Source organism: Termitidicoccus mucosus (genome assembly GCF_038725785.1).
Classification (GTDB): Bacteria; Verrucomicrobiota; Verrucomicrobiia; order Opitutales; family Opitutaceae; genus Termitidicoccus; species Termitidicoccus mucosus.
On record NZ_CP109796.1, the window covers coordinates 5,914,179 to 5,938,482 of the forward strand.

11 protein-coding genes and 4 pseudogenes are annotated in these 24,304 nt (G+C 63.7%); 8 read left to right on the top strand and 7 right to left on the bottom strand.

Annotated features, from left to right (window positions below):
- Nucleotides 1-45 precede the first annotated feature (45 nt).
- Both OH491_RS20660 and OH491_RS20665 read right to left on the bottom strand, forming a co-directional pair.
- Nucleotides 46-1,854 carry a right-handed parallel beta-helix repeat-containing protein gene (locus tag OH491_RS20660; protein ID WP_068772635.1) on the bottom strand — a complete coding sequence of 603 codons (1,809 nt, stop codon included), beginning with the start codon at nt 1,852-1,854 and terminating at the stop codon, nt 46-48.
- An 81-nt stretch (nt 1,855-1,935) separates the two neighbouring features.
- Nucleotides 1,936-4,053: a glycoside hydrolase family 3 C-terminal domain-containing protein gene (locus OH491_RS20665; RefSeq protein WP_068772634.1), complete on the bottom strand. Its 2,118-nt coding sequence runs from the start codon at nt 4,051-4,053 to the stop codon at nt 1,936-1,938.
- A gap of 140 nt (nt 4,054-4,193) precedes the next feature.
- Between OH491_RS20665 and OH491_RS20670 the strand changes: the two genes are divergently transcribed.
- The 5 genes and pseudogenes from OH491_RS20670 to OH491_RS20690 all read left to right on the top strand — a co-directional run bounded on the left by OH491_RS20670 (nt 4,194) and on the right by OH491_RS20690 (nt 14,171).
- Nucleotides 4,194-4,448, top strand: a complete 255-nt coding sequence (locus tag OH491_RS20670; protein ID WP_145929066.1) for a hypothetical protein — start codon at nt 4,194-4,196, stop codon at nt 4,446-4,448.
- Between the two features lie 98 nt (nt 4,449-4,546).
- A pseudogene (locus OH491_RS20675) lies at nt 4,547-5,179 on the top strand (GDSL-type esterase/lipase family protein); the annotation flags it as partial.
- Nucleotides 5,180-5,230: 51 nt separating this feature from the next.
- Nucleotides 5,231-7,942, top strand: a pseudogene (gene galB / locus OH491_RS20680) (beta-galactosidase GalB); the annotation flags it as partial.
- A gap of 138 nt (nt 7,943-8,080) precedes the next feature.
- Nucleotides 8,081-9,673 (top strand): annotated as a pseudogene (locus OH491_RS20685) (glycoside hydrolase family 43 protein); the annotation flags it as partial.
- 499 nt (nt 9,674-10,172) lie between these two features.
- A complete protein-coding gene (locus tag OH491_RS20690; protein WP_068772633.1) occupies nt 10,173-14,171 on the top strand; it encodes a TonB-dependent receptor plug domain-containing protein in 3,999 nt (1,332 codons plus the stop codon).
- Nucleotides 14,172-15,047: 876 nt separating this feature from the next.
- On the opposite strand, the gene OH491_RS20695 is transcribed toward OH491_RS20690, so the two are convergent.
- Nucleotides 15,048-15,266: a hypothetical protein gene (locus OH491_RS20695; protein WP_068772632.1), complete on the bottom strand. Its 219-nt coding sequence runs from the start codon at nt 15,264-15,266 to the stop codon at nt 15,048-15,050.
- Between the two features lie 225 nt (nt 15,267-15,491).
- Here OH491_RS20695 and OH491_RS20700 point away from each other — a divergent pair, with 225 nt between their 5' ends.
- The 3 genes from OH491_RS20700 (at nt 15,492) to xylB (ending at nt 19,973) form a co-directional block, all read left to right on the top strand.
- Nucleotides 15,492-16,676, top strand: coding sequence for a LacI family DNA-binding transcriptional regulator (locus tag OH491_RS20700; RefSeq protein WP_068772631.1), 1,185 nt, complete (start codon nt 15,492-15,494; stop codon nt 16,674-16,676).
- 141 nt (nt 16,677-16,817) lie between these two features.
- Entirely contained in the window at nt 16,818-18,203 is a 1,386-nt protein-coding gene (gene xylA, locus OH491_RS20705; protein ID WP_084442620.1) for a xylose isomerase, read from the top strand.
- A gap of 273 nt (nt 18,204-18,476) precedes the next feature.
- On the top strand, nt 18,477-19,973 hold the full coding sequence (gene xylB / locus OH491_RS20710; RefSeq protein ID WP_068772630.1) for a xylulokinase: 1,497 nt from the start codon (nt 18,477-18,479) through the stop codon (nt 19,971-19,973).
- 225 nt (nt 19,974-20,198) lie between these two features.
- Here xylB and OH491_RS20715 read toward each other — a convergent pair.
- From OH491_RS20715 to OH491_RS20730, 4 genes and pseudogenes are all read right to left on the bottom strand, one after another.
- A pseudogene (locus OH491_RS20715) lies at nt 20,199-20,951 on the bottom strand (sodium:solute symporter family transporter); the annotation flags it as partial.
- Nucleotides 20,952-21,028: 77 nt separating this feature from the next.
- Nucleotides 21,029-22,312, bottom strand: coding sequence for an MFS transporter (locus OH491_RS20720; RefSeq protein ID WP_068772628.1), 1,284 nt, complete (start codon nt 22,310-22,312; stop codon nt 21,029-21,031).
- A 213-nt stretch (nt 22,313-22,525) separates the two neighbouring features.
- Nucleotides 22,526-23,320, bottom strand: coding sequence for a glucosamine-6-phosphate deaminase (locus OH491_RS20725; protein ID WP_068772627.1), 795 nt, complete (start codon nt 23,318-23,320; stop codon nt 22,526-22,528).
- 22 nt (nt 23,321-23,342) lie between these two features.
- Nucleotides 23,343-24,287, bottom strand: a complete 945-nt coding sequence (locus OH491_RS20730) for an N-acetylglucosamine-6-phosphate deacetylase (protein ID WP_068772626.1) — start codon at nt 24,285-24,287, stop codon at nt 23,343-23,345.
- Nucleotides 24,288-24,304: the final 17 nt, after the last annotated feature.

The window sequence follows — 24,304 nt, forward strand, 5'->3', positions numbered from 1 at the left end:
TTTGTTGCTTTCAGTCATCGACAATAGCGACGAATCATAAAACCGCTACGGGCAATCCGCGGGATACGCGCCGGGCGCATGCCCCGCCTCCGCGGGCCGGCCGAGCGCCTGTTGCACGTCGGCCGGCAGGCGGGCGGCCGACGGGATGGAGATGTCCCGGATGAGCTGGTAGCGGCGCAGCTCCGGGCTCTTGAACAGGGAGTCCGGGGGCAGCGCGTGATACCGGGCGCGGGTTTCGTAGTCGGGATGCAGGGCCCGCAGCGCATCGACCGACTTGAGTTCGGCCATGCAGTCTTTTCCATCGGCGGGGCTCCACACGATCAGCGTGCGGGCGTCGCCGCCGTCGCGCACGTAAACGTTGTCGTCGATGCGCGCGGCCTGCGGCCGGGTGAGCTTGCCGCAGAGCGCGGGAGACTGCTCGAAACGCAGGAGCTCGCGGTCAAACCGCGAGTCCGCGACGAGGAGATTGCCGACAAATTCGTGGCCCTCGCGCTCGTGCACGTCGGGGCCGGTGGCCGGGTGCCAGCCGAAGTGGTCGGCGACCGCGCTGCGCTCGGTGCGTTCGAAGGAGGCGACGGTGTTGACAAAGGTGTTGTGGTAAACGCGCATGCCGGAGGAATTCAGCGAACGCACGCCCTTGTGGCAGTCGACAAAGACGTTTCCGGCGCAGAGGGCGCCCTTGGAGATTTCGAAGAAGAAGCCGTCCTCGCAGTCCTGGACCCAGTTGTTGACGAACACGCCGTCCCGGTTGCCGACGTCATACCAGATCCCGTTCGAGTGCGGCTGGTCGATGACAAGATTGTCGCGGCAGGTGACGCGGTGGGACTGGTTGAAAATCTTCACCGCGGACGGGTAATAGCCGGTGATGCGTTCGACGTTGTTGCGCGCGAAGATGTTTTTTTCGAGCAGGCAGTCCGACGAGGCGATGATATAAACGCCCTCCGTGCTTGTGTCCGAGACGAGGCAATGGCGGAGCGTGAGCCCGTCGCCGCGGAAATATCCCGCGACGCGCGAACAATGGGTGATGGTGACGTGTTCGAGGGTGGTGCCCGTGACGTCCTTGCCGTAGCTCGCGGGGTCGGCCGGACCCTCGGGTTCGGCGCCCTCCACCTCGATCGCGCGATAGGCGTATTGCGTGAAGGTGATTCCGCGGATGACCGGGCCCTTGCCGTCGGAGGTCTTGCCGTGGACGGCGCCGGTGACGCGGACGAGCGCGCTGTCGAACGCGGTGATCTCGACGCAGCGCCGGGCCGGGTCGATGCCGATGTAAACCGTCCCGGTTTCGTAATCGACATAATAGGAATCCTCATCGACGGCGCCTTCCCAGCCAACGGCGTTGAGCGGGCGGCCGTCGACAAAAACCATGTCGTTGTTGAAGAGCCACGGCGGAGTGCGGCGGCCCTCGCGGTGGCGCCGCCACCAGTCCGCGGGCCTGGCCGGGAAAAGGCGCTCCCAGGTCGTGCGCCACAGACCGTTATCCTGCGGCTCCCAGTTTTCGGCCACCAGCGTGCCCTTGAGGACGGGTTGCTCGTCGGCGCGAGGCTGGAGGGCGACGCCTTGGTTGAGCTTCAAATCCCCGGTGCGATAGACGCCGCCGCGCAGGATGATCGCATCGCCGGTGACGGCGCGCCCGATGGCGGCCTCCAGCGTGGTGGGGCGGTCGGGAGCGTCGCCGCCGGCCTCGGCCTCGCCGTCGGGCGCGACGTGGTGGATGCGTTTGGCGTCCTTGGGCAATTCATACGATTGCCGGATCGGACCGTAGGGGCCGCCGGACGGCTGCGCGGGAAGCGGCTGCGGCGTGACGGCGGGGAGCAGGAGCAAAAGGGCGGGGATGAGGAGGCGGGTCGGTTTCATGGGCGAAGGCGGAGGTGGCATGGCAATTCGATCCGCACTTTCGCGCCGGCAGAGGGCGCGGGGCGGCTGGTTTATGGTTGATTATGGCTCGACCAGGATTTCCCCGGTGGCGGGCTCGGGCGCGCCGAGCGCGATGGCGCGCGGGCCGGGCGAGGCGGAGCCGATGACCAGCCCGTGGCGGCCGGGCGCGAGCACGGGGCGGCCCTCGGCGTCGAACTGGCGGAAGGCGTCGCTCGCGATTTCGAAAAACACTTTCATGGTCGAGCGCGGGGGCAGCTCGATTTTTTGGAAATCGAGCAGCACGGCGCGCGGCGCGTCCGGCCAGTCCCGCGGCGGGACCAGATAACATTGCACGGTTTCGTTCACGGCGCGGTCGCCGGTGTTTTCGACGGTGGTGCGGAGAATGACGGTTTGGCCGGGACGCAATGCCGGCGGCTCCACGGCGAGCGGGCCGTAGGCGACGCGCGTGTAGCCGAGGCCGAAGCCGAACGGATACAGCGGCTCCTTTTCGGCGAAGCGATAGGTGCGGCCGCGCATCGCATAGTCGTCGAACGGCGGCAGGTCGGCGGTCGCGCGCGGCACGGTGACGGGCAGACGGCCCGACGGCGGGACATCGCCGAACAGCACATCGGCCAGCGCGGTGCCGCCCTCGCAGCCGGGATACCAGACGTGCAGCACGGCGTCGCAAAGCTCATGCGCCTCGGGCGCCGCGATGGCGCTGCCGCCGGTGAGCACGAGCACGAGTTTTTTCGAGTGCCCGCGCAGTTCGCGGAGAAACGCGAGCTGGTTGGGCGGCAGCTCGATGGCGCGGCGGTCGCCGCCCGTGGCGGAGGCGACGGTGTCGCCCTCCTCGCCCTCCAGCGTCGGGTCGAGGCCCATGACGGCGATGACGATCTCGGACGACTCGGCGGCGGGAAAGGTGTAGTTCACCCCGGGCGCGCCGTCCTGCGAGAGCGGACAGCCGACGCGGTATTTCACGCGGGTGCCGTCGGCCACGCGCCCGGTGATGCCCTCCATCAACGTGACAAGGCGCGAACTGACGCCGTAGTAGTTCCCGAGGAGGACGTTGATGCTCGCGGCGGTCGGGCCGACGACGAGGATGCTGGCGGGATCGCGGCGGAGCGGAAGCAGGTTGTCCTTGTTTTTCAGCAGCACGATGGACTCGGCGGCGGCGAGGCGGGCGAGCGCGCGGTGCTCCGCGCAATCCACCACGCTCACGGGCACCCGGCTGTGCGGCACGCGCTCCGGCGGGTCGAACAGGCCGAGGCGGAATTTCACCGCGAGCAGGCGGCGCAGCGACGCGTCGATTTCCGCCTCGGAGACGAGGCCGCGGCGCACGGCGACGACGAGGTCGTTGTAGGTGCACCCGCAGTTCAGGTCGCAGCCGCGGCGCACGGCGAGCGCGGCGGACTCGGCGGCGTCGGCGGTGACTTTGTGGTGCTGGTGAAAGTCGTCGATGGCGCCGCAGTCGCTCACGACGTGGCCGGCGAATTTCCAGCGCCCGCGCAGCACCTCGCCGAGCAGGAACTTGCTGGCGCAGGCGGGTTCGCCGCGGACGCGGTTGTAGGCGCCCATGACGGCCTCGACGCCGGCGTCCACGAGTTTTTTGAAGGCGGGCAGATAGGTTTCCTCGAGATCCTTGGCCGAGGGCCGCGCGTCGAAGGAATGGCGCTCGTCCTCGGGGCCGCTGTGCACGGCGAAGTGTTTCGCGCAGGCGGTGACCTTGTAATAGTGCGGATGCCCGCCCTGGAGCCCGCGCACCATCGCGGCGCCGAGTTCGCCGGAAAGCAGCGGGTCCTCGCCGAACGTCTCCTGGCCCCGGCCCCAGCGCGGGTCGCGAAAGATGTTCACGTTGGGCGTCCAGAACGTGAGCCCCTGATACTGGCCGTGCAGCCCGGCGGCGTCGGCGGCGTGGTGCTTGGCGCGCGCCTCGGTCGCGATGACGTCGGCGATGCGGCCGACCAGCGCGCGGTTCCAGGTGGCGGCGAGGCCGATGACCTGCGGGAAGACGGTCGCGCGGCCGTTGCGTCCGACGCCGTGGCAGGCTTCGCTCCACCAGTTGTAGGCGGGGATGCCGAGCCGCTCCACGGGATTGTTCTCGTGGACGAGCTGGTTGATCTTTTCCTCCAGCGTGAGGCGCGAGACGAGATCGTCGATGCGCGCCGCCAGCGTGAGGTCGGGATTGCGAAAGGGATGCATGTTTTTAATTTTGGAGGCTCAATGATGGCTTGGGGTTGGCCCGGAAGACGGGCCGGATGCGAGAGGGGCAGGATTTAGCGCGGGTCCATATCTTCAAAACCCATGGCGCTCTAACTTTAGAGCAAAATAATATCTGTATTTTGGAACGCGGCACGCAATGTCTCCTGCCGCAAGCTGAAAACAAAAGCCTGCGGCTCGAAGCGGTGCCACCCTTGTTCTTTCCTCTTTATTCTTTCTCTTTCCTCTTTCTCCCGCCTCCTTTTCCGCCCGTTACGCCGGCTGGAGGAAAGAAGAAAGAGGAAAGAGAAAGAATAAAGACAGAGAAGAAAGATCCCGGCAGGGTGACATTATTTCGAACCGCAGCCAAAATTAACCCTCTGCCTTTGCCGATATGAACACCTCAATTATCCGCGTCCGGTCGAATGCCCCGGCCCTCATCGCATGCCTTTGCGCGCTCGCCGCGTCGTTTTGTTTTTCGTGCGCCGCGCCGCGAATGACCGCCGCGCCCGCCGCCTCCGCTCCCGGCGACGCCGCGTGGCGGCGCGGCGACGTCAACTCCCAGCTCGCGCACGAGCAGCTCCTCGACAAGGCCCGCCGGGGCAGGATCGACGCCTATTTCCTCGGCGACTCGATCACGCGGCGCTGGGGCGCGACGGATTATCCGCGCTACCTGTCGCATTGGCAAAAAAGCTTTCACGGCTGGAACGCCGCGAACTTCGGCTGGGGCGGCGACTCGACGCAAAACATCCTCTGGCGGATCACCCATGGCGAACTCGACGGCGTGAATCCCAAGGTCATCGTGCTGCTTGCCGGCACCAACAACATCGGCGGGACGCCCCGCCCGAATGCGGCGGTCGAGACGGCCAAAGGCATCGAGGCCATCCTCGGCGTCTGCAAGGCCAAGGCCCCTGGCGCCACCATCGTCCTCACGGCTATTTTCCCGCGCAACGACAGCGCCCTCGCGAACCCGGTCATCAACGAAACCAACGCGCGCATCGCCCGGCTCGCCGACGGCGGCGCCGTCCGCTTTCTCGACATCAACGACCAGCTGGCGGACAAGGACGGCACGCTCCTCGAAGGCGTGACGGAGGACGGGCTGCACCTTTCGCTGAAAGGTTATGAAATCTGGGCGGAAAACCTGAAGCCGCTTCTCGCCGAACTCCTCGGCCCGCCCGCGGTGGTCGATTACGCCCCGCCCCCGACCGGCGACCCGAAGGCGGCACCGCCCGCGGCGGCATCGTCAACGGAGACGCTTCGCGAAAAAACATCCCTGAACCTGGGCTGGCGTTTCAAAAAATACGAGGCGTCGGAAACCCCGGACAACCTGATCTACGACCGGCGCCCGGCGACGCAAAGCCGGGATTACACCGTGGCCGACGCCATGCCCACCGAGGCGGAAAAGCCGGAGGACGGGGCCACGCCCGCGCCGGTGCTCAAGCCTTGGATTCTGCCCACCGGCAACGCCTTCATCAAGGACCCCGCGAAGCGGCACGCGCGCCCGCCCGGCAATCCCGGCGGCGACTTCGCCTTTGTGCGGGCCGACCACGACGACAGCGAGTGGGAGCGGGTGGACCTGCCGCATGACTGGGCGATCAAGGGGCCGTTTCTCGCCAGCGGGCCGACCGGCGGCATGGGACGTCTCCCGAGTTGGGGCGTGGCCTGGTATCGGAAAAAACTGTTCGTCCCGGCGGCGGACGCGGGCAAATCCATCTTCCTCGAAATCGACGGCGCGATGTCCTACGCGATGGTCTGGCTCAATGGCCGGCTGGTCGGCGGCTGGCCGTCCGGCTACACCTCGTGGCGCGTCGATCTCACGCCGCACGTCGTGCCGGGCGGCATCAACCAGCTCGCCATCCGCCTCGACAATCCGCCGGAGTCGTCGCGCTGGTATCCCGGCGGCGGCATCTATCGCCACGTCTGGCTGACCAAGACCCATCCGGTCCACGTGGCGCAGTGGGGCACATTTGTGACGACGCGGCAGGTTTCGAGGGAGTCGGCCACGATCGATTTGGAGGTCGCGCTCGACAACGATTCGCAAACCGGCGAGGCCGTGAGCGTGTCCACGGAAATCTTCGCGCTCGACGCCGACGGGCGGAAAACCGGCGCGCCCGTGGCCCGCTTCGCGCCGCTGAAAACACAGGTCGGGGCCGGCGCGGGCGCCAAGGTCAGGGGTTCCGTCACCCTCGCCAGTCCGCGGCTCTGGGGGCCGCCGCCCGCGCAACAGCCGCACCTCTACGTGGCGGTCACCACGGTTGCGCGGGACGCGCCGGACGGCGGGCCGGTCGATCGCTACGAGACGCGCTTCGGCATTCGCGACATCCGTTTCGACCCTGGCCAAGGCGTTTTCGTCAACGGCGAGCATGTCCGCCTGCAAGGCGTCAACTTGCACCACGACCTCGGCGCGCTGGGCGCGGCCTTCAACCTGCGCGCGGCGCAGCGCCAGTTGGAGCTGCTCCGCGAGATGGGCTGCAACGCCCTCCGCTCCGCGCATAATCCGCCCGCCCCCGAATTGCTGGAGCTGGCCGACCGGATGGGCTTTCTCGTGATGGACGAGTCCTTCGATGCGTGGGAGCGCAAGAAAACCCCGCTCGACTTCCACCTCGTCTTCCCCGACTGGCACGAGCAGGACATGCGCGCGATGCTCCGCCGCGACCGCAACCACCCGTCGGTGTTTCTCTGGAGCATCGGCAACGAGGTGGGCGAGCAATACACCGGCGAAGAGGGCGCCGCCCTCGCGCGGCGCCTGCACGACATCGTGCGCGAGGAGGACCCCGCCCGCCCCACCACCACGGCGATGAACTTTGCCAAACCCGACATGCCGCTGCCCGCCGCGGTCGATGTGATCGCGCTCAACTATCAGGGCGAGGGCATCCGCCAGGAGCCGGAGTTCGAGGGCACCGACCGCATCCGCACCCCGCCGATGTATCCGGCCTTCCGCGCCGCGTTTCCGGACAAGGTGATCCTCGGCTCCGAGACGGCTTCGGCCTTCAGCAGCCGCGGCGTGTATCTGTTCCCGGTCTCGCCGCTCGTCAGCGCGCCCGTGCGCGATGGCAGCGGCGGTGACTCGGCCAGCCGCCACGTGACCGCCTACGAACGGCACGCCGTGGATTTCGGCGCCACTGCGGACAAGGTCTTCGCCTCGCTTGACCGCCATCCCTTCGTGGCCGGCGAATTTGTCTGGACCGGCTGGGACCACCTCGGCGAGCCCACGCCCTACTACGCCTCGCGCAGTTCGTATTGCGGCATCATCGACCTGGCGGGTTTCAAAAAAGACCGCTTCCATCTCTACCAATCCCGCTGGCGCCCCGACCTGCCGATGGCGCACATCCTGCCGCACTGGACCTGGCCGGAGCGCGTCGGCGAGGTCACGCCCGTGCACGTCTTCACCTCCGGCGACGAGGCCGAATTGTTTCTCAACGGCCGGTCGCTCGGTCGAAAGAAAAAAGCGCCCTTTCAATACCGCCTGACCTGGGACGAGGTTGTTTACGAACCCGGCGAACTGAAGGTCGTCGCTTACAAAAACGGCGGCGCATGGGCGGACGCCGCGGTGAAAACAGCGGGGGCGCCCGCGCGGCTTGAGGCCGTGCCGGACCGGCCCGTGATCCAGGCCGACGGATGCGACTTGTCCTTTGTGACCGTGCGCGTGCTGGACCGGGACGGCATCGTCGCACCCCGCGCCGCCAGCCGGATCGCGTTCCGCGTCGAGGGGCCGGGCGAGATCGTCGCCACCGACAACGGCGATCCCACCAGCTTCGTGCCGTTCCCGTCGCACGAGCGCGAGGCGTTCAACGGCCACTGCCTCGTGATCGTGCGCGGAAAGCCCGGCCACCCGGGCGCCATCACGCTGCGCGCCGAATCCGAATCGCTCCAGGGCGCCGCCGTGACGGTGCAGACCGTCGTTGCCGCCGCCACCCCCGTCGCGGAATCGCCGGAGACGCGCTGGGCCGAGTTTACCTCGTTCACCTACGAGGGCCGCGACCCCGTCTTTGACCGGCAGCCGCCCTCGCCCTCGCAATATTATAATCCCATCCTCCCCGGCTTTTATCCCGACCCGGACATTTGCCGCGCGGGAAAGGATTTTTATCTGATTAATTCCTCTTTCTCCTACTACCCGGGCGTCCCCATTTTCCACAGCACCGACTTGGTCAACTGGACCCAGCTCGGCCATGTCCTCGACCGCCCCTCGCAGCTCGACCTCGACGGGCTGCCCGTGTCGAGCGGCATCTTCGCGCCGGCCATCACGCATCACGACGGCCTGTTTTATATGATAACCACCAATGTCCGCGGCATTGGCAATTTCTACGTCACCGCGAAGGACCCCGCCGGCCCCTGGTCCGACCCGGTGACGCTGCCGGAAATCGACGGCATCGATCCCTCGTTCTTTTTCGACGACGACGGCCGCGCCTACATCGTCCACAACGGCCCGCCGCCGGACAACAAGCCGCTCTACGACGGGCACCGCGCCATCTGGCTGTGGGAGTTCGACCCCGCGGTCCGCGCCGTGAATGGCAAAGGCCGCATCATCGTCAACGGCGGCGTTCGCCTCGCGGACAAACCCGTGTGGATCGAGGGTCCGCATATTTTTAAGCGGAACGGTTTTTATTACCTGTGCGCGGCGGAAGGCGGCACCAGCGTCAACCATTCGCAAGTCGTCTTTCGCACGCGCTCGCTCGCGGAGCCGTTCGAGCCCTTCCCCGGCAATCCCATCCTCACCCAGCGCGACCTGGACCCATTGCGCCCCGACCCCGTCACCAGCCTCGGGCACGCCGCCCTCGTCGATGCCGGCAACGGCGAATGGTGGGCGGTCTTCCTCGGCGTGCGCCCCTACGAGGGCAACCACTACAACACGGGCCGCGAGACCTTCCTGCTGCCGGTGCGGTGGGAGAACGACTGGCCGGTGATCCTGAAAAAAGGCGCCGCCCTGCCGCGCGTGTTGCCGCGCCCCGGGCTGCCCGCGTCCGCCGGGGCCGGGGGCGCGCCCTCCTCCGGCGCCGTCCCGCTCACCGGCTCGTTCACCTGGCGCGATGACTTCGACGACGCGCGCCTCGGGCTGCCGTGGGTTTTCCTGCGCACGCCCCGCGAGCGTTGGTGGAGCCTCACCGCGCGGCCCGGCTCGCTGCTCATCGCCCCGCGCCCGGTCGCGCTGCACTCCGCGAAAAACAAGGACGCCCGCGCCAATGGCAACCCCTCCTTCATCGCGCGTCGCCAGCAGCACGGGAATTTCACCGCCGCCGCCACGCTCGCCGTGAACGCGGAGACCGCCGCGGGCGAGGCCGGCCTCGCCGCGCTGCAAAACGACACGAATTATTTCTTTCTCGGCGTGCGCATCGGGGACGGGAAGGCGCGGGAGATTTTTCTCGAAACCCATACCGGCAAATCCGTCGCGCCGGAAATCATCGCCCGCGCGCCGCTGCCCGGCCGCGCCGGACCGGGCGAGTCCATTGAACTCAGAATCACGGGCGCGGGAAAAGACTACAGCTTCGCCTACCGCCTCCGCGGCGACGACACTTGGAATGTGCTGAAGGAAAATGCGGACGGCCGCATCCTGGGCACGCAGTCGGCGGGCGGCTTTGTCGGCGCGGTGCTCGGCCTGTATGCCCGCGCGCCGCAAGCGAGGTAACCCCTCCGTCGTGCAGGCGCATCCGGGACGCGCTGTATTCAATTTTTCGTTTAATTGGCCGCGCCTTGCTGTATCACGCTAAACAAATACGCGCGCCGCCCCTACCTGTTGCGACAGAATAAACGGGAAATACTCTAAAATAATTGTCTTATTTCGACCGCGTCGCAGCCGTTCTAGATAATCGGTGGTTAAAAAGCTTCTGCAACAGACTGCGGCGCGGCCGCCTGCCCGCGCTATAATTAGAATTATAAGCCGCGTGCGCGCGAAGCAAGTTTTCTACAACTTGTCGGCAGATTCTTACCTCCTCCCTCGCGTAGCTGTGGCGCTCTCATTGCACACACGCTGCTTTCCCACTCCCTCCCTTCGTATCTTGGACACAAACCGCCTCTCCTTCCCCGGCCCCGTTCCTCGCTCCTGTCCCGTGACGATGCGATTGCGTGCAATTTGCACGCCGGACCGCCGCTGCGGAAAAAACTTCCTCGCAAACCACCACACTGCCATGAAACCAACCCTATATAAATATATATTGTCCCTGACCGCCATCGTCGCGCTCCTTGCCAGCGCCGCGCCCGCCCGGGCCCAAGCCACCCGCAACAACGACGACATCACCCCGCCACCGCCCACCTCGGCCGTGCCCGTTGTCACCGCGTCGGAGGCATCCAGCGACGAGGTCGTCCACCTGACGCCCTACGAAGTCACAGCCGCTTCCGATACCGGCTATTATGCCACCCAGACGCTCGCCAGCTCCCGTATTAACACCAAGATCGAGGATGTCGGTTCCGCGCTCTCCATAATCACCTCCGATTTTTTCAAGGACACGGGCGTTACGGATAACAAAACCCTCCTCACCTATACCCCAAACACCGAAGTCGGCGGTTTGCAGGGTAATTACAGGGGTTCGAGTGGTGGCGGCGTTGAGGACGAAACCGGTCGCTTCACCAGCCCCAGCACCAACACCCGCGTCCGTGGTCTCGCCGCCGCCGACAACACTCGCAACTACTTCATCTCCGAGATCCCTTGGGATGGCTATAACGTCAGCCGTGTCGAGATTCAGCGCGGACCGAACTCCATTCTCTTCGGCCTTGGTAGCCCTGCCGGCATTATCAACACGACCACCAAGATGGCGGAGCACAAGAAAAGCTTCGGCTCGCTCGAACTCCGCGTCGGCTCCTACGGCGCCAACCGTGCCGTCCTCGACTGGAACCAAAACCTCCTCAAGGACGAACTCTCAGTGCGTTTCACCCTTCTCCATAACGAGGAAAAATACCGGCAGGACCCCGCCTACAGTCGCGACCAGCGTTTCTTCGGCACCCTCCGCTACGACCCTAAATTCCTCAGCCGCAACGGCCACAAAACCACCCTCAAGCTCAATTTCGAGTCTGGCGACGTCAAGAGCAACAACCCTCGCACCATCACCCCGCGCGATCAGGTCACCAAGTGGTGGGACGCTCTGAACAAACAGGGCTACGACCCGCGCTACGTCCAAAACAGCGGCTGGTTCTACGATGAAAACGGCGTCCCCTACCGGCGCCCCAATACCGGCCAGTTTAACCGGAACTATAATGATAACATCCCCTTCAACCCCGCCACGCCCAACCCGGCTTACCCAGGTGATGGAAATCCCAATCCTAACAATATTGATAAATACCTGCGTTGGACGGTAGCGGATGCCGGCCACCCGCTCCCCAATGCCGGTGCTGCCAATCCTGATTTCTCCCCCTGGCTCGGCGAGTCCCCCATATATGGCGGTATCTGGCTCCAGACGAATGCCGGGCAAACCTTCCCCTATCGCGCCACCATGCCGGAATATAAAAACATCCGCGGCATTGGGTCCAACGGCGACATCGACGGCACTCTCGGCTTGCCTTACTCCCGCCGCGTCACCGTCGCCAACACCAACGCCTGGGCCGCGCGCGCCAACGTGGACGAGGGGGCCAAATATCAGTCTTTTGGCGTCTGGAAAGCATCCACCCTTACCGACGCCTCCATCTTCGACTTCTACAACAACCTTCTCGACGGTGACAACAAGGAGGAATGGCAGGATTTCAAAAACTTCAGCGCCTCCCTTTCCCAGTCTTTCTTCCGGGATAAGATGGGCTTCGACCTCGCTTATGACCACAGCAATTATAAAAACGGCCAATACTCCTTTGACGGCGCCGGCGTCCTCTATGTGGACGTCAACACCCATAATATAGACGGCACCGAAAACCCGCACTTCGGCCAACCCTATATCGAAAGCAACCTGACCTACGGCAACAACGCCTACGAAAGCACGCGCAACGCCGGCCGCCTCTCCGCCTTCCTCAAGCATGATTTCAACGAAAGCGGCCGCGGCGGCTGGCTGAGAAAACTCCTCGGCAGCCACACGCTTACCGGCCTCCTCAGCACCGAAAGATGGCGCTCCGACTCCAGAACCTTCTCCCGCTACGCCGCGGAGCCCGACTTCGCCCAGCTCGTTGCCAACCCAACCACGGGTGCCTGGTTTGTGGGGGACAGCAATCGTTCCGTTAATTCCACCATTTACCTCGGGGATTCCCTGAAAAACGCCGCCACCTATCAGGGCGCCGGCATCTCCCGTGCCACCGGAAAACTCCAGATTCCGAACACCATGCCCTTCCAGTGGTTCGACTCCACCTGGAACGCCGGTCCCGGTGTGGACCCTGCCGCCGAGTGGATCAACCCCTACAACGGCGCTACTTCCACCCAGTCCGAAAATCCCGCCAACTACGTCGGCTGGACCACCACGAATGTCGGCATCCTGAGCGCCGAAAACGGCGACCAAGACCTTCTCACCCGCGCCGCCACTCGCTCCAAGCGGGTCGTCACTTCCATGGCGGTGGCCTGGCAGGCTTGGCTCTGGGACGGCGCTCTCGTCGGCCTCTACGGTCTCCGTCAGGACAGGGTCAAGTCATGGGCGCTCGCAGGTGAGCGCGACTCCGTCTATGGCAACGTGCTCTTTGACCGATACGACCTGTCCTACGTCGATCCCGCATTATATCCTCAAGTTTATACGGGCAACACCAAGAGCTGGAGTGTCGTCGCCAAGCTCAACTCGTTTCTCCGCGGCAGGCTCCCCGTCAACGTCAGCCTCTTCTACAACGAGTCCGACAACTTTCAGGTCGCCGGTTCCCGCAACGATCTCTACGGCAATCCCCTCCCTCCTCCCACCGGCGATACCAAGGACTATGGCATTATGCTCTCCACCAAGAACCAGCGCTATGTCCTGAAAATCAACAAATACGAGTCCCACAATAAAAATGCCGGCAACTCCGTCATCAACAACAACACTTGGTATCTCATGGACGGAGCCAGCGATAACAACTTTATCAGTCGCGCCGAAAATCGCATCGATCAATTCCAATACCACGGCACGACTCGCGGTACCGGCGGAACCATTGTTTACCTCGATGCCGATCAGCCGTCGGGCACACCGCCGTGGAGCTTTGGCCAAAAGACGGGAGAATCCCTCGAACACTCCAATTTGACCCGCATGGCCGTCGTCGCCGCCTGGCGCGCGTTTACCGCCGAGGCGCCGGTCCGTAGGGTTCTCGATGCTTGGGGTTTCGACGACCTCGACGGTTTATATGGCTCCATCCCGAAGACCCCTCTCGCCGACTTCCGGGCCACCGAGGACCAGCTCTCCAAGGGCTGGGAAATCGAGTTCACCGCCAATCCCACGAAAAACTGGCGCGTCACCGTCAACGCCTCCCAAACCAAGGCGTCGCGCACCAACGTCGGCGGCTCCGCCCTCACGGAATTCGTCACCTATGCCAATCAATACTTCAACAAGCGCCTTGTTCCGGTCGCCGGCCCTGGCGAGGGTGTGATCACCGTCAACGACGGCCTTTATCGTGACGGCAGCCCCGGCCAGGCCTACCACTTCCGCTGGGCCACTGCCACCGAGGTTGAGGCTGACAGAGGCAATATCGCCCCTGGTAATCACGGCAACGACGCCAATAACACCACCTTTGCCGGCATCGGCGGTTACAACATGTGGACTTACACCAGCGACCGCGATGGCGGCCTCATCAGTTGGAACTCCAACTTCTACAGGCATTATTCCCTTCTCAAGCTTCAGGAGGGCACCTACTCCACTGAGCTTCGCCGCTGGCGTGTGAATCTCGTCACCAACTACGATTTCAGAAGCGGCCCGCTCAAGGGCTTCAACATCGGTCTCGGCTACCGCTGGCAGGACAAAGTGGTCATCGGCTACCCGGTCATTGAAAAACCCGCCACCGTCGGCGAGTCCTCCATCGACGAAATCACCTTCGATCTGGACCACCCCTACTACGGCCCGAAGCTCGACGCCGTTGACCTGTGGGTGGGCTACGAGCGCAACCTGAGCCGCAAGCTCAAGTGGCGCATCCAGCTCAACATTCGCAACCTCGGTGACGGCAAGAAGCTGATCCCGTTGTCCGCCCAATGGGACGGCACGGTCGCCGCCTGGGGCATCGCGCCCTCGCAAACCTGGACCGTCACCAACACCTTCTCATTCTGAAAATAAAGGCGCGTCCGCAATTTAACCCAATTATCAATAAATATCAGACTTTTGGTGGAGGGCCGGGATCCCGCGAGACCGTTGTTGGGAAAAAGGGCATTTACCCGCGACGGTCTTGCCCGGCCCTCCGCCAGTCTGATTGCTATTGATAATTGGTTTAAGTGGAAAACTCAGGGCCGGCCCATCGGCTTCCGCGCTTAAACTGACCGCGCGCCCTCCGTCGCAGATAATGAATATATTATTTTTTGGGCAGAATTAACAGAATTGAAAAAATGAACAGAATCGAAAGCGGCCATTATTCTGTGCATTCATTAAATTCAGTCAATTCTGTCTGAATAAACAGCCTTTTAATTTGGACAGGAGACGCAAGATCGAGCCCTGCAACGCATTTCCCCTTTAGATCATTTAGTTGGTCGCAAAATCCAAGCAAAGCGCGGCAGCGCGTAGCGCAGGCATCCCTGCCTGCCGTCGAAACCGAAGGCGCGAAGCGCCGCTGATTCAAAAAAAATGCCGCGCTTCGCGCGATAAAATAACGACGGCAGGCAGGATGCCTGCGCTACGCGCTGCCGCGCAAAGCTGTAATCACGCTAAACAGATACGCGGATCCGTCCCTGCCAGTTGCGACAGAATAAACAAATAAATGCTCTATTGAAATGGTATAATACCATTTATCAATGGGAGTCCGGTTGATGGAGGGACGGCCTCCGTGCCGTCCGTTTCTCGAACAGAAGGACGACACGGAGGCCGTCCTTCCAATTCGACCACCGGCCACAGTTTAATTTGAAATGCTCTGTATGCTTTGAAAGGCGGAAACCCTTGGTTATTCTTCATTCCCTTTGTTGCCTTCTGTTCAATTTTTAGAACTTCCCTGTATCATTAGGGAGTCCATTTCAGGCCGGAGGGGCATTTGGCGGGGGGCCGTTTTTGTGAGATGGGATTGATGATGTTGACGCCGGAGCGGCGGAAATCGGCAACATTTCGCGTCACGATGGAAAGCCGATGCTCCAAGTCGGGGGCAGCAAGAAGGCCATCCGACACCGGGAACAGTTGACGGGGAGAGTGACGCCTCCATCGGTCGGCGATGGCGGCGGTCATCGGGAGTATCCGCTCGTCATAAAGTGAAGAGTTAAATTTACTCATCTTCAGAAAGAATCTTAGATTTATAATACATTATTAATAATTAATTTATGAATATTTTTTTACGATCGAAGGAACCCGCGTTCTAACTTTAGAACAAAATAACTTATGCATTCTTACATGATTTGTCCTAAGTAGAAAACTACGTTTAGTGCTTCCCCGTATCCCATCCCACGCACGCCCATGAAAGATCAACGCACAACCATGGCCGACATCGCGCGCAAATGCGGCGTGCATGTCACCACCGTCTCGCTCGCCCTGCGCAACAGCCCGCGGCTGCCCGAACAGACTCGCCTGGCCATCCAGGATGCCGCCCGCAGCCTCGGTTACGCGCCCGACCCGCTGCTGCGCGCGCTGGTCTCCTACCGCCACAACATCGCCGACCGGCGCTGCCCGCCCACCATCGCCTATATCACCAACTGGGACACCTGCTGGGGCTGGAAAACCGTCACCGCGCATCCCAATTTCTATGACGGCGCGCTGCGGGCCGCGGACGAACTCGGTTTCAAGCTCGAGCATTTCTGGATGCGCGAGCCGGGCCTCACGCACGGGCGGCTCAGCCAGATCCTGCGGGCGCGCGGCATCAACGGCATCATCATCGCCTCGCACGTGCGCGAGATCGACCACGCCCTCCGCCTCGACTGGGATCACTTCAGCGCGGTCAAGATCGACTATTTCCCGCACGAGCCCGCGCTGCACAACGTCACCAACAACCAATGCGACATCATCCGCCTGGCCATGCGCCGGGTCATCGCCGCCGGCTACCGGCGCATCGGTTTCGTCATGCACCGGGGCTGGGACCACAGTGTCGATCATCTCTGGACCGCGGGCTATCTCTGCGAACAGGAAAATCTTTCGCCCGCCGATCGCATCCCGATGCACCTGTTTCCCGGCCCGGAGCCAGTCGAGCGCTGGATGAACCAGAGCAAAAGCGAGGTCGTGCCGGACCTGGCGGAATTTCGCGACTGGCTGGAAAAACACCGCCCCGAGATCGTCATCAGCAAAGGCTCCTTCGTGCTGCCGCACCTGAGGACGCTCGGTCTCGAAATCCCGCGCGACATCGCCTTTGCCGATGTTTTCCTTGAAAATTTCGACGGCACCGTCGCCGGTGTCCGCCAGAACCACGAGACCGTCGGCGCGCTCGCGCTTGAGACACTCTCGGGCCTGCTTCAGCACAACAAGCGCGGCGTGCCCCACATCCCCAAAACCACTTTCGTCGAGGGCACCTGGTTCGACGGCGCCACCCTCCCGCCTTTCACCGCGCGCGGCGCGTCCAGCTCCGGCGTGTCCGGCTCGCGCCGCTCCCCGCGCGCGACTGCGCGGCCTCGTCCGGCGAGGAAAACTGTGTCTATTCTAAATATAGAATAACGTCCGCATCGCCCTTGACAACTGGTCGCGCCAAGCTGCCAGCTCAACTTTCTCGCATCCGGTCCCGCAACGCGCCATCGTGCTGTGCGCCCATCCGACGAGTCACCGCAATCACTCTTCCCCCGACACCTTTTTCCCCGTATGAAAACCAAAACCACCCAGAGCAAGAGAGCCGCGCGGACGACCAAGTCCGCCGGCAAGACCCAGTCCCATTTTCCCGGCATTCCCGCGATCGCCTACGAGGGGCCGCGGAGCGACAATCCGCTGGCCTTCAAGCACTATAATCCCGACGAACTCATCGGCGAGCACACGATGAGCGAGCACCTGCGTTTTTCCATCGCCTACTGGCACTCCTTCCGCGGGGCGGGGCTGGACCCCTTCGGGGCGCCGACGATCCGGCGCGCGTGGGATGGCGGGAGCGATCCGGTGTCCGTCGCCAAACGGCGCATGGACGCGGCCTTCGAGTTTTTCCAGAAAATCCGCGCGCCGTTCTGGTGCTGGCACGACCGGGACATCGCGCCGGAGGGCGCGACGCTGGCGCAGTCCAACAAAAACCTCGACACGCTCGTGGCGCACGCGAAGCAGCTCCAGCGGGCCACCGGCATCCGGCTGCTGTGGGGCACGGCCAACCTCTTCGGGCATCCGCGCTACATGTGCGGTGCGGCCACCAACCCCGACGCGCACGTCTTCGCCTACGCCGCCGCACAGGTCAAAAAGGCGCTGGAGTGCACGCTGGAGCTCGGCGGCGAGAACTACGTATTCTGGGGCGGACGCGAAGGCTACGAGACGCTGCTCAACACCGACCTCAAGCGCGAGCAGGCGCACCTGGCCGCGTTTCTGCACCTGGCGGTGGATCACGCGAAAGCCATCGGCTTCAAGGGGCAGTTCCTGATCGAGCCCAAGCCCAAGGAGCCGACCAAGCACCAATACGACTTCGACGTGGCCAGCGGTATCGCCTTCCTGCGCACTTACGGCCTGGAAAAGCACTTCAAGTTCAACATCGAGACCAACCACGCCACGCTCGCGGGGCACACCTTCCCGCACGAGATCGAGGTGGCGGCGTCCGCGGGCCTGCTCGGGAGCATCGACGCGAACACGGGGGACACGCTGCTGGGCTGGGACACCGACCAGTTCAACACCGACGTGCGCGAGCTGACCTTGGCGATGCTCTCGATCCTGCGCGCCGGCGGCCTGGGCTCGGGCGGGCTGAACTTCGACGCGAAGCTCCGCCGCCCCTCGATCGATCTCGAAGACCTGTTTTATGCCCACATCGGGGGCATGGACGCCTACGCGCTGGCCTTCAAGCTGGCCAAAAAAATCCTCGCGGAGGGGAAATTCGAGCGCTTCGTGTCGGAGCGCTATTCCAGCTACGACAGCGGCTACGGCCGGGACATCGAGCAGGGCAAGGCCAGTTTTGCATCACTCGAAAAGCTCGTGCTGACCAAGCTCGGCGAACCGGCCCCGCGCTCGGGCAGACAAGAGTATCTGGAAAACCTCGTGGCCCAATATCTGGCCAACGGCGCCTGAGCGCCGTTGGCAAATCCCAAAAATTCAAAGAAGACCATGCATTGGGGGTGCAATGCGGAAGGCCACAAGACGCAACGTTGCCGCGTGAGCGACTGGGAGCGCCGGCATCTTGCCGGCAGGTGGCACGGGCGGCTCGCCCGTGGGTCTGGCGACGCTTCGCGTCGTCTGCCGGCTGGAAGCCGGCGCTCCCAGTCGCTCACGCGGCAACGCAGGGCTGATTTTCCAACCTGAATATCACCCTCCGCATTCCCCGTTTCCACCTCCGCCCTCCCCATGATTCACATCGGCATTGATTCCGGCACGCAAAGCACGAAGGCCGTCGCGCTCGATCTCGAGCGCGGGCAGGTCGTCGCCAGCGCGCGGGCTCCGCACGCGCTCATCCCCGGCCTGCCGCCCGGCCACATGGAGCAGCACCCGCGCAACTGGACCATCGCGCTCGACGCCACCCTGGCCGAACTCGCGGCCAGGCTCGGCCCGGCGCGGCGCCGCCGGGTGCGCTCCATCGGGGTGTCCGGCCAGCAGCACGGCTTCGTGCCCCTCGACGAGGAGGGCCGCGTGATCCGCCCGGCCAAGCTCTGGTGCGACACCTCGACCACCGCCGAATGCGCGCTGCTCACCAAAAAGCTCGGCGGGGAAAAGGCCGTGCTGCGCAAGACCGGCGTGCCCTTCCTGCCCGGCTACACCGCCCCGAAAATCCTCTGGCTCAAACGCCGCGAGCCGGCGAACTACCGCCGGCTCCGCCACGTGCTGCTGCCCCATGACTACCTCAATTTCCACCTCACCGGGACGTATTTTATGGAGCCCGGCGATGCCTCCGGCACCGCGCTCATGGACATCCGCCGCCGCGCCTGGTCGCGCGAGGCGCTTCAGGCCATCGACAAAAACCTCGAAAATTTCCTTCCGCCCCTTTCGCCCTCCGACGTCCCCGCGGGCACGCTCCTGCCCGCCCACGCGCGTCGCCTCGGTTTCCCGGAAAACGTCACGGTGAGCGCCGGCGGCGGCGACAACATGATGGGGGCGGTCGGCACGGGCAACGTGTCGCCCGGCGTGGTCACGGCCAGCCTCGGCACCAGCGGGACGATCTTTGCGCATGCCGGCCGGCCGGTGGTGGACCCGCGCGGGGAGATCGCGGCCTTCTGCTCGTCGGACGGCGGGTGGCTGCCGTTGCTGTGCACGATGAACGTGACGACCGTCACCGAGCAAATCCGCGCGCTGTTCAAGCAGGACGTGCGCGCGCTGGACCGCGCCGCGGCCGGCGCGCCGGCCGGCAGTGCCGGCCTGCTCATGCTGCCCTACCTGGCGGGCGAACGCACGCCGAACCTCCCGCACGCCACCGGGGTGCTTTACGGGCTGAGCCTGGCCACGCTCAACCCTGCGTATCTGGCCCGTGCCGCGATGGAAGGGGTGACGCTCAACCTCAACCACGGCCTGCGCCGCCTCATGGCTCTCGGCATACGCCCGAGGGAGATCCGCCTGACCGGCGGCGGGGCGAAGTCGGGTTTCTGGAGGCAGCTCATGGCCGACATCTTCGACGTGCCGGTGGTGGCGATGAAGGAGGACGAGGGGGCCGCGCTAGGGGCGGCGTTGCAGTCGGCCTGGTGCGTGTCTCGGCAGCAAGGCGCGAAGGAAACCTCGCTGGCCGAGCTGACCGGACGGTGCGTGAAACTCGACGAGAGGACCCGGGCCGAACCCGACAGGAAAAACACCGCCTTGTATCAGGAGTTGCAGGCCCGCCACGACGCGCTCAGCCAAACCCTCTGGCCGCGCTGAATGCGCGCGCGGACCGCGCACCGTAACGCAGGATGGATGCCTGCGCCGAACCGAAGAATTACCGAGGTAAGGCAAGAGTGACGCGATTAGGTTGCCACGTGACGGCGGCAACCTATCGATGAAACAAAAAAATCCACATTCACCATCAAGCCGTTCAGGAATCCCAATGCGCTGGGCGATGTAGCCGCTGCCGCCCGGCTCGGCGCCGGGATACCAGACATTCTACCATTGCACGGCGACGGGCAGGATGAGCACCGTCATCAGCGCGGAGAGGCCGCCGGCGCCGTCGGGAAACATGTTCATTTTTGCGGCGACATCGGCGTTGGCAAAGAGTTCGCGCAGCGAGGAGACGCCGCCGACGTCGGGCGAGTTGACCGCGTAGACCGCCGCGAAAATCGCGCCGAGCATCGCCACCGCGTATTGGTAAAAGTCCGCCCAGATCGAGCCGGTCAGCCCGCCGAGTGTCGCGTAGACGGCGACACCGGCGGAGGCCCATAGGAGCGTCGCCACCGGCGAGAGACCGAAGAGCACCTGGCCGATCTTGATGGCCGCCAGCGACACCGTCGCCATGATCATGATGTTGAAAAACACGCCGAGGTAGATCGCGCGGAAGCCGCGCAACGCCGCCGCCGGGCGTCCGCTGTAGCGGATTTCATAAAAGCCGAGGTCGGTGTCCAGCGCCGAGCGCCGCCAGAGTTTCGCATACACGAAAACCGTCAGCATGCCGGTTAATAAAAACGCCCACCATGCCCAGTTGCCAGCGACGCCCTGCGTGCGCACGATGTCGGTGACGAGGTTCGGCGTGTCGCACGAAAACGTGCAGGCGACCATCGAGACGCCGAGCAGCCACCACGGCATCGCACGGCCGGACAAAAAGAAATCGCCCGCGCTGCGGCTCGAGCGCCGGGCCGCCGCCGAGCCGACGAGGACGACCGAGATCAAAAAGCCGACAATGATCGCCGCGTCGAGAAGTGAAATGGAGTCAGCATGGGAGAAATATCAGGGAGGGTGCCGTAAACGAGACTGCGATTGTATCCATTTATTGGATATATATATCACACTTTCACTTCGCGCACCTCGCCCAGGCGGCGGACCAGCAGGCACACGGCGATGAAGGCAACCGGATATAGAATCGCGCCGGTTGTGAAAATCGTCATGAACGGCGTGGTGCCGCATGCGGCGGCGTCCTTTGCAACCTGGCCGATGGCGAGTTGCGAGAGCACGCCCATCAGCCCGCCCATCGCGCCGCCGAAGCCGGAAATCGTGCCGACCACGTGCTTCGGAAAAACCTCGGCGGGAAGCGTCATGTTGGCCCACGCGGCATGGCTGAACATGGCGACACAGAGCAGCGTCACGGCGAGCACAGGGCTTGGCACGCGCACGACGAGAAGAAAACTGAGCGGTATGAGGATGGTGGCGGCGGCCATCACGGTTTTGCGCGAGCGGTTGAGATCCCATCCGAGCCCGCCGATCAGCCAGCGCGGAATCGCGCCGCCGGCGATGTTGCCGAGCGCAAGCGCGGCGAAGGGAATGCTGCTGTAAATGCCGAGCTCCCTGAGGCTGAACTTGTGCTCGTCTTGCAAAAATTTCGGCACCCAAAACGCGAGAAAATAAGAGATCGGATCGGTGAGCATGCGCGCCACGATGCAGCCCCATGCCTCCTTCATTTTGAGCAGGCTGATAAGCGGGATTTTTTTCATCGCGACCGCCTCCTGCGCGGTTTGTCCGCTTTCGATGACCGCGAGTTCCTGTTCCATGAGCATCGGATGATTGCGCGGCGGCTTGAAGAATATCAGCCATAGAACGAGCCAGACCAGGCCGAGTCCGCCGGAAATGACAAACGCCATGCGCCAGCCCATCGCGAGCGACATCCAGACGATGATGGGAGCCGCGATGCACGCGCCGATGGCCGTGCCCGCGTTAAAAATGCCGATGGCGAGGGCGCGTTCGCGCATGGGGAACCATTCGGACACGGCTTTGATGCCCGCCGGAAAATTGGCCGCTTCCGTCGCGCCGAGCAGGAACCGGAAGAGGGAAAATTGCATCGCCGTGCGCGCCACCGCGTGCAAAAGGCTCGCCACGGACCAGCCGGAGACGAACCACGCGAGCGCCTTGCGCGTGCCGAGTTTGTCGATCACCAAGCCGCTCACGGCATACATGACCGTATAACTCGCCAGAAACGCGGAGGTGATGATCGAGTAATGCGCATCGGTTATGTCCGGAATATCCTTTTGTATTGTCCCGATGAGTATCGAGAGCGCCTGCCGGTCGAGGTAGTTAAGCCCCGCGGTGAGGCAGAGGAGTCCGGCAATATACCAGCGCAGTCCTTTTATTTTCATGGGAAATTTCGTAGGTTATGCCAATTGCCAAATGAAAACAGACTCCAGCGGCGGAATCGTGGCGCTACGTAACAAATCAACGGCATGATTTTCATCGGTAAGTGGTATTAAATGGAGAGAAGAATTTCGCGATTTGCAGTCGGGCGTTGCTGTGCCGTCGGGTTTGAAAATCGAAAACTGGAAACCGCAAACTTCGCAGAGCGCCGGGATGATTCAGAGCAGTTTCGCGGCGACTGCGTCGATGTGGAGCGTGGCATTCGGGTGCAGGCGCAGAATTGACGCAGGGCACTTGACGCTGATCGGGCCGCGCACGGTGGCGCGGACGGCTTTTGCCTTGAGCGGGCCGGGGGCGTGGATGCTGAGCTGCCTGGCCTGCCGGAAAACGGTCACGGTGAGGCTCAGCGCGTGTTTGGGAACGTCGGCGAGGGACGAAAAACAGCCGTCGTTGACTTGCTGCCGCCGGCAGGCGCGATCGAGTTCGACTTGTTTGATAAGCGCGGGATCCGCGAAGTCGGCCACCGGAGGATCGTTGAAGGCAATGTGTCCGTTTTCGCCGATGCCCATGCAGACGAGGTCGATTGGTTTCTCGGCAAGGAGGCGCGTGTAGTCGGCGCAGGCTTTGGCGATGTCGGGGGCGTCGGCTTGGATGGGGTGGAACGCGCCGACTTTGACGCGGCTGAGGAGGTGTTCGTTGAGGTAATAACGGAAGCTTTGCGGCTGCGTGGCTTTGAGGCCGACGTAGTCGTCCATGTGAAAGGCGGTGACTTTTTTCCAATCGAAGGCGGCGGCACCGGCGCGCGAGGACTCGATGAGCGAGCCCAGGAATTCGTCTTGCGAGGGGGCGCAGGCGAAAATGACACGGGCGCGGCCTTGCGCGCCGATGGCATCGCGGATGGCGGCGGCGGCGGCATGGCCGGCGGCATGGCCCAGGGCGGCGCGTGTCGGGTGCGTCTCGACGGCGAGGCGACCGTAGGTGTTGTAGACGGTGGCGGGTGTTTTCTTCTTCATGGTGTGACGAAAATGCTGGAGGTCAGGCGGGGAGTTTTATGCCGAAGGCGGCGGCGGCCTTGGCAGACCAGAGTTCATGTGCGACGTCGGGTGCGAGATTGAGATACCGGGCGGTGAGTTCGACACCGTGATCGGGCGTGAGCGTGGAGCCAGCGAAGCCGCCGCCGGGTTCGCGGGCGATGTTGTCCGCGCCCACATCCACTTCGAGAGAGCCGAGTGTGTGGCGGCCAGGCGGTGCGCCGGCGGCGGCCATGCAATCGGTGGTAAAAAGGATTTTGCCGGCGGGTTTTGCACGGACGAAATTTTTCAGGACGAAGGGGGGCAGGTGCATGCCGTCGGGGATGAAACAGGCGGTGAGCTCGTCGCGCGACAGGAGGCGCTGGATAATGTTGTCGTGGCGGGGTTGTATGAGCGCGACGCCATTGCCGAGGTGCGTGCAGAAGCGTGTGCCGGACTGGATGGCGGCGTCGATGTCGTTGGCGCTGGCGTTGCTATGCCCGATGGAGGTGTGGACGCCCTGCCGTGTGAGTTCGGCGATGAAGGCGGCGCTGCCGGGCCATTCGGGGGCGAGCGTAACGAGACGGATGTTGCCGCTGGCGGCGGCTTGGAGACGGGCGAAGTCGGCGAGGCTGGGTGCGCCCATGGGTGCGGCGGGGTGAGCGCCACGGTAGCCGGATTCGGGGTTGAGCCACGGGCCTTCGAGGTGGTAGCCGATGATGGTTTGGGCGAGGACGGGGTCGGCTGCACGGTAACGCTCGATGCGTGTAAATTGCGCCGCGAGGCGGTCGATAGTGTCGGTGATGAGCGTGAGAAAAATCGCGGCGACGCCATGGGCGCGAAGCGCATCGATGGAGGCGCGCAGTTGCGCAGCGGTGAGTTCGTGGCGCTGGTAGTCCACGCCGGCGAAACCGTTGACCTGAAAATCAAAAATTCCGCCGCCTGCATCCGTGCTGTTTTTTGCATTCATAATATTGATGACACTAT

Bases quoted from the DNA above. Each gene is read 5' to 3' on its own strand.
- OH491_RS20660 (WP_068772635.1), bottom strand. From the start codon at position 1,854: ATGAAACCGACCCGCCTCCTCATCCCCGCCCTTTTGCTCCTGCTCCCC.
- OH491_RS20665 (WP_068772634.1), bottom strand. From the start codon at position 4,053: ATGCATCCCTTTCGCAATCCCGACCTCACGCTGGCGGCGCGCATCGAC.
- OH491_RS20690 (WP_068772633.1), top strand. From the start codon at position 10,173: ATGAAACCAACCCTATATAAATATATATTGTCCCTGACCGCCATCGTC.
- OH491_RS20695 (WP_068772632.1), bottom strand. From the start codon at position 15,266: ATGACCGCCGCCATCGCCGACCGATGGAGGCGTCACTCTCCCCGTCAA.
- OH491_RS20700 (WP_068772631.1), top strand. From the start codon at position 15,492: ATGAAAGATCAACGCACAACCATGGCCGACATCGCGCGCAAATGCGGC.
- xylA (WP_084442620.1), top strand. From the start codon at position 16,818: ATGAAAACCAAAACCACCCAGAGCAAGAGAGCCGCGCGGACGACCAAG.
- xylB (WP_068772630.1), top strand. From the start codon at position 18,477: ATGATTCACATCGGCATTGATTCCGGCACGCAAAGCACGAAGGCCGTC.
- OH491_RS20720 (WP_068772628.1), bottom strand. From the start codon at position 22,312: ATGAAAATAAAAGGACTGCGCTGGTATATTGCCGGACTCCTCTGCCTC.
- OH491_RS20725 (WP_068772627.1), bottom strand. From the start codon at position 23,320: ATGAAGAAGAAAACACCCGCCACCGTCTACAACACCTACGGTCGCCTC.
- OH491_RS20730 (WP_068772626.1), bottom strand. From the start codon at position 24,287: ATGAATGCAAAAAACAGCACGGATGCAGGCGGCGGAATTTTTGATTTT.